We start from the raw sequence: 6489 nt of genomic DNA on the forward strand, positions 1-6489 counted from the left end.
CCTGCATATTGAACATTTTGAACTTGCATATGAATAAACAAGCTACGCAAAACATCGCGCTATTTGATCTTGACCACACCTTATTGCCGATTGACTCCGATTACGAATGGGGTCAATTTCTATGCCGCATAGGGGCAGTTGACGCGGGAGAGTTTGGTCGTCGTAATGCGGAATTTTTCGATCAATATCAGGCAGGCACTTTAGATCCAGTCGAATATTTAGAATTTGCACTGGGCACTTTGGCACGATTTCCACGCCAGCAGTTAAATGACTACCACGCGCAATTTATGCAAGAAGTGATTAGCCCTGCCCTCTTGCCAGCCGCGCATGACTTAATCAAACAACATCAAGATCAAAACGATTTAATCGCCATCATCACGGCCACCAATCGTTTCGTGACACAACCAATTGCTCAAGCCTTGGGTGTTGAACATTTGTTGGCAGCAGAACCACATTTAGACGAACAAGGCAATTTGACTGGTAAACTGCGCGGTGTACCGACCTCAGGACCCGGCAAAGTCACGCATTTACATGCATGGCTGGCGCAACAAGGCAAGCAACTGAGTGATTTTACTAAGAGTTATTTTTACAGCGATTCACAAAACGATATTCCATTGCTCTCTATCGTGACTCACCCAATAGCGACCAATCCGAATAAACTACTAAAAGCCCATGCACAAGCACACGGCTGGCCGACCTTACAATTATTTGAGCTACACAACCAAGCATAAAAAGCATGATTAAGAAATTTATCCGCAAAATCTTAGGCGTTAAGAATCCTGACGACACCATCGATCAAGGCAAAGCGAGCGCAAAGAAAAACAAGCCAAAAGTCTTGACTGCGAAAGAACACGGCATCGATCCTGAATTAGTATCGAATAACGCCATTCGTGTAACGCAAACCTTGCAAGACAATGGCTTTAAAGCCTTTATCGTCGGCGGTGCAGTACGTGATTTGTTACTCGGTGTAAAGCCTAAAGATTTCGACGTCGCTACCAATGCAACACCAGAACAGGTCAAACGCTTATTCCGCCGTGCCTTTATCATTGGTCGACGTTTCCAGATCGTGCATGTGATGTTCGGGCAAGACTTAATTGAAGTCACGACTTTCCGTGGCGCTGCCAAGCACGAAGCGCCTAAAGATGAACATGGCCGCGTCTTGCGCGACAACACTTTCGGTGAGCAACATGAAGATGCAGTAAGACGCGACTTCACCATCAATGCCATGTATTACGATCCTGCCAGTCAAACCGTGCTTGATTACCACGGCGGTATTGCTGATATTCGTAAAAAAACTTTGCGCATTATTGGTGTACCTGAATTGCGCTACCGTGAAGATCCTATTCGCATGTTGCGCGTGGTCCGCTTCGCCGCCAAACTCAAATTCACCATCGATGCCGAAACCCGCGCACCGATCAAAGTGATGGCGGCTTTAATCAATAATGTGCCGAGCGCGCGCGTGTTTGATGAAATGCTCAAGCTTTTGATGAGCGGACATGCGATGGCATGCTTACAGCAGTTACGCAAAGAAGGCCTGCATCACGGCTTAATGCCGCTACTCGATGTGGTGCTTGAACAACCTTTAGGCGAACGCTTTGTCACCTTGGCTTTGGCCAATACTGATGAGCGTGTACAACAAGGTAAAACAGTTTCTCCCGGATTTTTATTTGCCTCCTTGCTATGGCATCAAGTGGTAGAGAAATGGGAAGCCTACAAAGTCTCTGGTGAATTGCCTATTCCCGCTTTGCATTTAGCCGCCGATGACGTACTAAATACCCAAACCGATGCGCTTGCCTTGCAACGAAAAATCGGCACCGACATGCGTGATATTTGGGCGATGCAACCGCGCTTTGAAAAGCGCATAGGCAAAGCGCCGTACAAGCTCTTAGAAAACAATCGTCTGCGCGCTGGTTACGATTTCTTATTGCTGCGTTGTGCATCAGGTGAAATCGATGCCGAACTCGGCGAATGGTGGACCGACTTTATCAATGGCGATGAACAAGACCGCGTGCGCTTATTGAGCATCAAACCAAAAGCAAAAACCGCGGAAAGTGCACCAGCCAAAAAACGCCGCCCACGTCGTAGCCCTAACCGCAATACCAGCAGCAAACCTAAAGCGGATTCTGCAGAATAACGCCATGGCGATCAGTGCTTACATAGGTATCGGTGCCAATCTCGGCGATGCACGTGCGATGGTCGAGTACGCACTTGAAAAGCTACGCAGTTTGCCGCAAACGCAATTCAAGCAAGCTTCATCGCTGTTTATCACCGCTCCAATAGATTCCAGCGGTGATGACTACATCAATGCCGTAGCTGCGATAGAAACCGATTTGGATGCGCAGGTTTTGCTAGAACATTTGCAAGCATTAGAACTCGCCTGTGGTCGCGAACGTCCGTATCGCAACGCGCCACGCACCTTGGATCTCGATTTGCTACTGTTTGGTCAGCAATCCATCAATACCGAACACTTGACCGTGCCACATCCGCGCATGACGGAACGTGCCTTCGTCTTGATTCCCTTGTTGCAGCTTGATCCTTTTATCAAAATTCCCGGCAAAGGTGTGGCGCATGAATTCGCGCCGGACGTTGCGGATCAAGGCATCAGTAAGCTGTAGACCCAAACTTTAAGCGCAAGCAAGAACCGCTATGCAAATCCCCGTCATCGTTCAAACCACCGGACTCTTAATACTGTCAAACGTCTTCATGACTTTTGCCTGGTACGGACATCTCAAAAATCTCAACAGTAAAGCATGGTACGTCGCTGCCTTTATCAGTTGGGGTATCGCCCTTTTTGAATATTTACTCCAGGTGCCAGCGAATCGTATCGGTTACACTCAATACAGTTTGGCGCAACTCAAAATTCTGCAAGAGGTATTAACATTGCTAGTCTTCGTGCCGTTTTCGATGATTTATATGAATCAGCCGTTTAAGTTAGACTATGTATGGGCGGGGTTATGTTTAGTGGGCGCCGTGTATTTTATTTTTAGAAGTTAGGCTTCAAAGTCAATCAACTTCACAGCAAAGGAAACATCGTGGCTGAATACTTACAAGACCGCAAGGCGGTCACCATCACGACACTCAATACCCTGCGTGAGCAAGGTGAAAAAATCACCATGCTGACCTGCTATGACGCCAGCTTTGCGGCCATGATGGATAGATGTGGTGTCGAGGTTTTATTAATCGGTGATTCACTCGGCATGGTGTGTCAAGGACACAGCTCCACCCTGCCCGTCACGAACGCCGATGTCGCCTATCACACCGCCAGCGTAGTACGCGGCAATGACAAAGCTTTCGTGGTCGCAGATATGCCGTTTGGCACCTATCCAACACCAGAAACCGCTTTTGCCAACGCAGTACAACTAATCCAAGCCGGCGCGCAAATGGTCAAAGTTGAAGGCGGCGCATGGATTGCCCCTATCATCAAATTCCTGAACGAACGCTCCATCCCAGTCTGCGCCCATCTTGGTCTTACGCCCCAATCGGTACACCAATTGGGTGGCTACAAAGTACAAGGCAAAACCATCGCCGCTGCCGACTTACTCAAAGCCGACGCCCAATTATTGCAAGAAGCTGGCGCAGCTTTATTGGTCTTAGAAGCGATCCCAGCCGGTCTAGCAAGAGAAGTGACTGACTTATTACACATCCCCACCATAGGCATAGGCGCGGGTCCCGATTGCTCTGGTCAAGTCTTAGTCATGCACGATTTGCTCGGCGTTTTTCCAGGCCGTAAAGCACGTTTTGTGAAGAATTTTATGGAAGGTCAAACGAATATTGATGCTGCGATTAAGGCTTATGTGGCGGCGGTGAAGGATAAGAGTTTTCCTGCGCCTGAGCATTGCTTTTAAATAAACGCATTAAAAATTAGCTCGTAAAATGATGAAGGCTGCACTCTGGTGACGCCTTCTTCATTTTGAAGCAGCGAGACATAGCAAGTTCATGGCAACAGAATCTCCAACTAGAAAAATGCGCTTAAAACAAGCATTTTTTTGATTGTTACTCATCAAGTAATATGACCCCATACACCAATGAAAATTCTGGGTACAATATCTGCTCTTCAACACATGGGGGTAAGGCAATACAACGTGCCCTCCTAAAATGGACATATTGATTATCCTTGGTTTAATTCTGGTCAATGGCTTGTTTGCCATGTCAGAAATCGCGGTAGTTTCTTCGAAACGAATCCGATTACAGAAACTTTCAGATAATGGCAGCCGTGGCGCAAAAGCGGCTCTAGAACTCTCCGACAGTCCAAGTCGTTTTCTATCCACAATACAGGTAGGCATTACCCTCATCGGCATTTTTAATGGTGCGTTTGGTGAAGCTTCATTGGTTGCGCAACTCATGCCAAAATTCGAACACCTGCCGATCATCGGACAATTTGCGAGGGAAGTAGCCTTAGTGATTGTGGTGGTGGGCATTACGTTTTCCTCTTTGATTTTGGGGGAGCTTTTGCCGAAGCGAATTGCCATGCAATATCCAGAAACAGTCGCTTCACTGATCGCATCTCCAATGCAATGGTTGTCACGCATGATGGGGCCATTTGTCAAAATCTTGACCATCACAACAGAAGCCTTGCTACGCTTGATGGGATTACACCAACCCAAAAATAATGCGGTCACCGAAGAAGAAATTACTGGCATGCTGAAAGAAGGAACGGATGCCGGCCTGTTTGAAAAAACTGAACATGAAATTGTTTCACGCGCACTGCGCCTTGACGATCAACGCGTCGCGGCCCTCATGACGCCGCGTATGGATATTGATTTCATTGATATCGAAGAATCGCTTGACTATAACTTGGCGAAAATTGCCGCTAGCCCATACAGCCGTTTTCCGGTTTGCAAGGGCGATCTGTCAAATGTCATCGGCATCATTCATGGCGGGCACCTGTTCGATCAGGCGATCAAAAAACATTCAATAGCCGATGTCGATATTGCCGAGGCAGTCACGCCTCCGCTCTTCATACCAGAATCCTTAAGTGCCATGCAGTTACTCGAAACATTCAAAAAAAATCGCGCAGAGTTAGCTTTAGTCATTAATGAATATGGTGAAATTGAAGGTATCGTCACCTTAAGCGATGTACTTGGTGCCTTAGTCGGTGATGTCGCTGCGATCGACAACAATCCAGAATCTGACTCTGTACAGCGTGAAGATGGGTCTTGGTTGATTGACGGTGGCATTTCATTTGACCGCTTTCGGGAAATTCTCGATACAGAAGTTAGATTTCCAGAAGAATCGTCCGGGTCCTATCATACCTTGGCTGGCTTCGTTTTAACTCACTTTGGCTACATACCCAAGTCATCGGAGTATTTCGAATGGTCAGGATTCCGTATCGAGGTTGTTGATCTGGATAAGAACCGTATTGATCGTTTATTGGTCTCAGAAGTAATTACGCCAGAATAGAAATTTTTACCGTCTTAGATTCTACTAATATTCAAAAAATCCTCTGGAATTTTCCATGCAAACTTCTCAGCAAGACCACATCACCGTCGCCCTAGCCCAAATCGCTCCAGTCTGGCTCAACCGCATCGCCACCACCGCCAAGATCGTCGACTACATACAGCAAGCGGCAAAGCAAGGAGCGCGACTGGTTTGTTTTGGGGAAACCTTATTACCTGGCTATCCATTCTGGTTGGATCTGACCGACGGTGCACGTTTTAATGACGATATACAAAAAGATTTGCATGCCTATTACGTACAGCAAGGCGTTGATATTGAAGCGGGTGATTTGGATAGTATTTGTGCCGCGGCTAAGGCACATCAGATTGCGGTCATGCTCGGTTGTTTGGAGCGCCCGAAAGACAGGACCGGTTACAGCGTATATTGCTCTTGCGTTTACATCGGTGCGGATGGTGTGATTGGATCGGTGCATCGCAAACTCATGCCGACCTACGAAGAGCGTCTGACCTGGGCGGCAGGTGACGGCCATGGTTTGCGTACCCATGCGCTCGATGGGTTTACCGTCGGTGGTTTGAATTGTTGGGAAAACTGGATGCCTTTATCGCGTGCTGCTTTGTATGCGCAAGGCGAAGATTTGCATGTGGGGATTTGGCCTGGCAATTTGCGTAATACCGAGGACTTAACGCGCTTCATTGCGAAAGAAGGCCGCAGTTTTAGTATTGCGGTGTCCGGTTTAATGCGCAAACAAGATATTCCTGCCGACACACCGCATCTCGATAAAATTCTGGCACGTTGTCCAGACATATTAGCGAATGGCGGCTCTTGCATCGCTGCACCGGATGGTAGCTGGATCGTCGAACCTGTGATTGATCAGGAATGCTTGCTGATCGCTACGCTGGATAGAAATCAAGTTCGACGTGAACGTCAAAATTTTGATGTGACCGGACATTATTCTCGCCCTGATGTTACGCGCTTGGTGGTGAATCGCCAGCGTCAAAATTTGGCGAGTTTTGAGGATCGCGAGTTCAATTTTGAAGTGCAAGCGTATTTTTGAAGAATACCTGATTGGGTGTCAGGTATCCTAGTCTTTTT

Annotated in this window: 7 protein-coding genes; all 7 read left to right on the forward strand. The window is 47.4% G+C overall.

The features are described from left to right. Positions 1-29 precede the first annotated feature (29 nt). Complete coding sequence (locus tag AC1RR2_RS20460; protein WP_493224134.1) at positions 30-731, forward strand: histidinol-phosphatase; 702 nt, start codon at positions 30-32, stop codon at positions 729-731. A gap of 5 nt (positions 732-736) precedes the next feature. Next, positions 737-2134 carry a polynucleotide adenylyltransferase PcnB gene (gene pcnB, locus AC1RR2_RS20465; protein ID WP_493224135.1) on the forward strand — a complete coding sequence of 466 codons (1398 nt, stop codon included), beginning with the start codon at positions 737-739 and terminating at the stop codon, positions 2132-2134. 4 nt (positions 2135-2138) lie between these two features. Then, a complete protein-coding gene (gene folK, locus AC1RR2_RS20470) occupies positions 2139-2615 on the forward strand; it encodes a 2-amino-4-hydroxy-6-hydroxymethyldihydropteridine diphosphokinase (protein WP_493224136.1) in 477 nt (158 codons plus the stop codon). A 31-nt stretch (positions 2616-2646) separates the two neighbouring features. Beyond that, positions 2647-2994 carry a DMT family protein gene (locus tag AC1RR2_RS20475; protein ID WP_493224137.1) on the forward strand — a complete coding sequence of 116 codons (348 nt, stop codon included), beginning with the start codon at positions 2647-2649 and terminating at the stop codon, positions 2992-2994. A 38-nt stretch (positions 2995-3032) separates the two neighbouring features. Then, the gene (panB, locus tag AC1RR2_RS20480) at positions 3033-3845 is read left to right on the forward strand and encodes a 3-methyl-2-oxobutanoate hydroxymethyltransferase (protein WP_493224138.1); all 813 of its coding nucleotides are present in this window, start codon (positions 3033-3035) and stop codon (positions 3843-3845) included. A 250-nt stretch (positions 3846-4095) separates the two neighbouring features. Beyond that, positions 4096-5400, forward strand: coding sequence for a hemolysin family protein (locus AC1RR2_RS20485; protein ID WP_493224139.1), 1305 nt, complete (start codon positions 4096-4098; stop codon positions 5398-5400). A gap of 55 nt (positions 5401-5455) precedes the next feature. Beyond that, positions 5456-6451: a carbon-nitrogen hydrolase family protein gene (locus AC1RR2_RS20490; protein ID WP_493224140.1), complete on the forward strand. Its 996-nt coding sequence runs from the start codon at positions 5456-5458 to the stop codon at positions 6449-6451. Positions 6452-6489: the final 38 nt, after the last annotated feature.

The sequence above is a fragment of the Undibacterium sp. GW821-FHT11H02 genome, assembly GCF_058808015.1.

Bases quoted from the DNA above. Each gene is read 5' to 3' on its own strand.
- folK (WP_493224136.1), top strand. From the start codon at position 2,139: ATGGCGATCAGTGCTTACATAGGTATCGGTGCCAATCTCGGCGATGCA.
- AC1RR2_RS20460 (WP_493224134.1), top strand. From the start codon at position 30: ATGAATAAACAAGCTACGCAAAACATCGCGCTATTTGATCTTGACCAC.
- pcnB (WP_493224135.1), top strand. From the start codon at position 737: ATGATTAAGAAATTTATCCGCAAAATCTTAGGCGTTAAGAATCCTGAC.
- AC1RR2_RS20475 (WP_493224137.1), top strand. From the start codon at position 2,647: ATGCAAATCCCCGTCATCGTTCAAACCACCGGACTCTTAATACTGTCA.
- AC1RR2_RS20490 (WP_493224140.1), top strand. From the start codon at position 5,456: ATGCAAACTTCTCAGCAAGACCACATCACCGTCGCCCTAGCCCAAATC.
- AC1RR2_RS20485 (WP_493224139.1), top strand. From the start codon at position 4,096: ATGGACATATTGATTATCCTTGGTTTAATTCTGGTCAATGGCTTGTTT.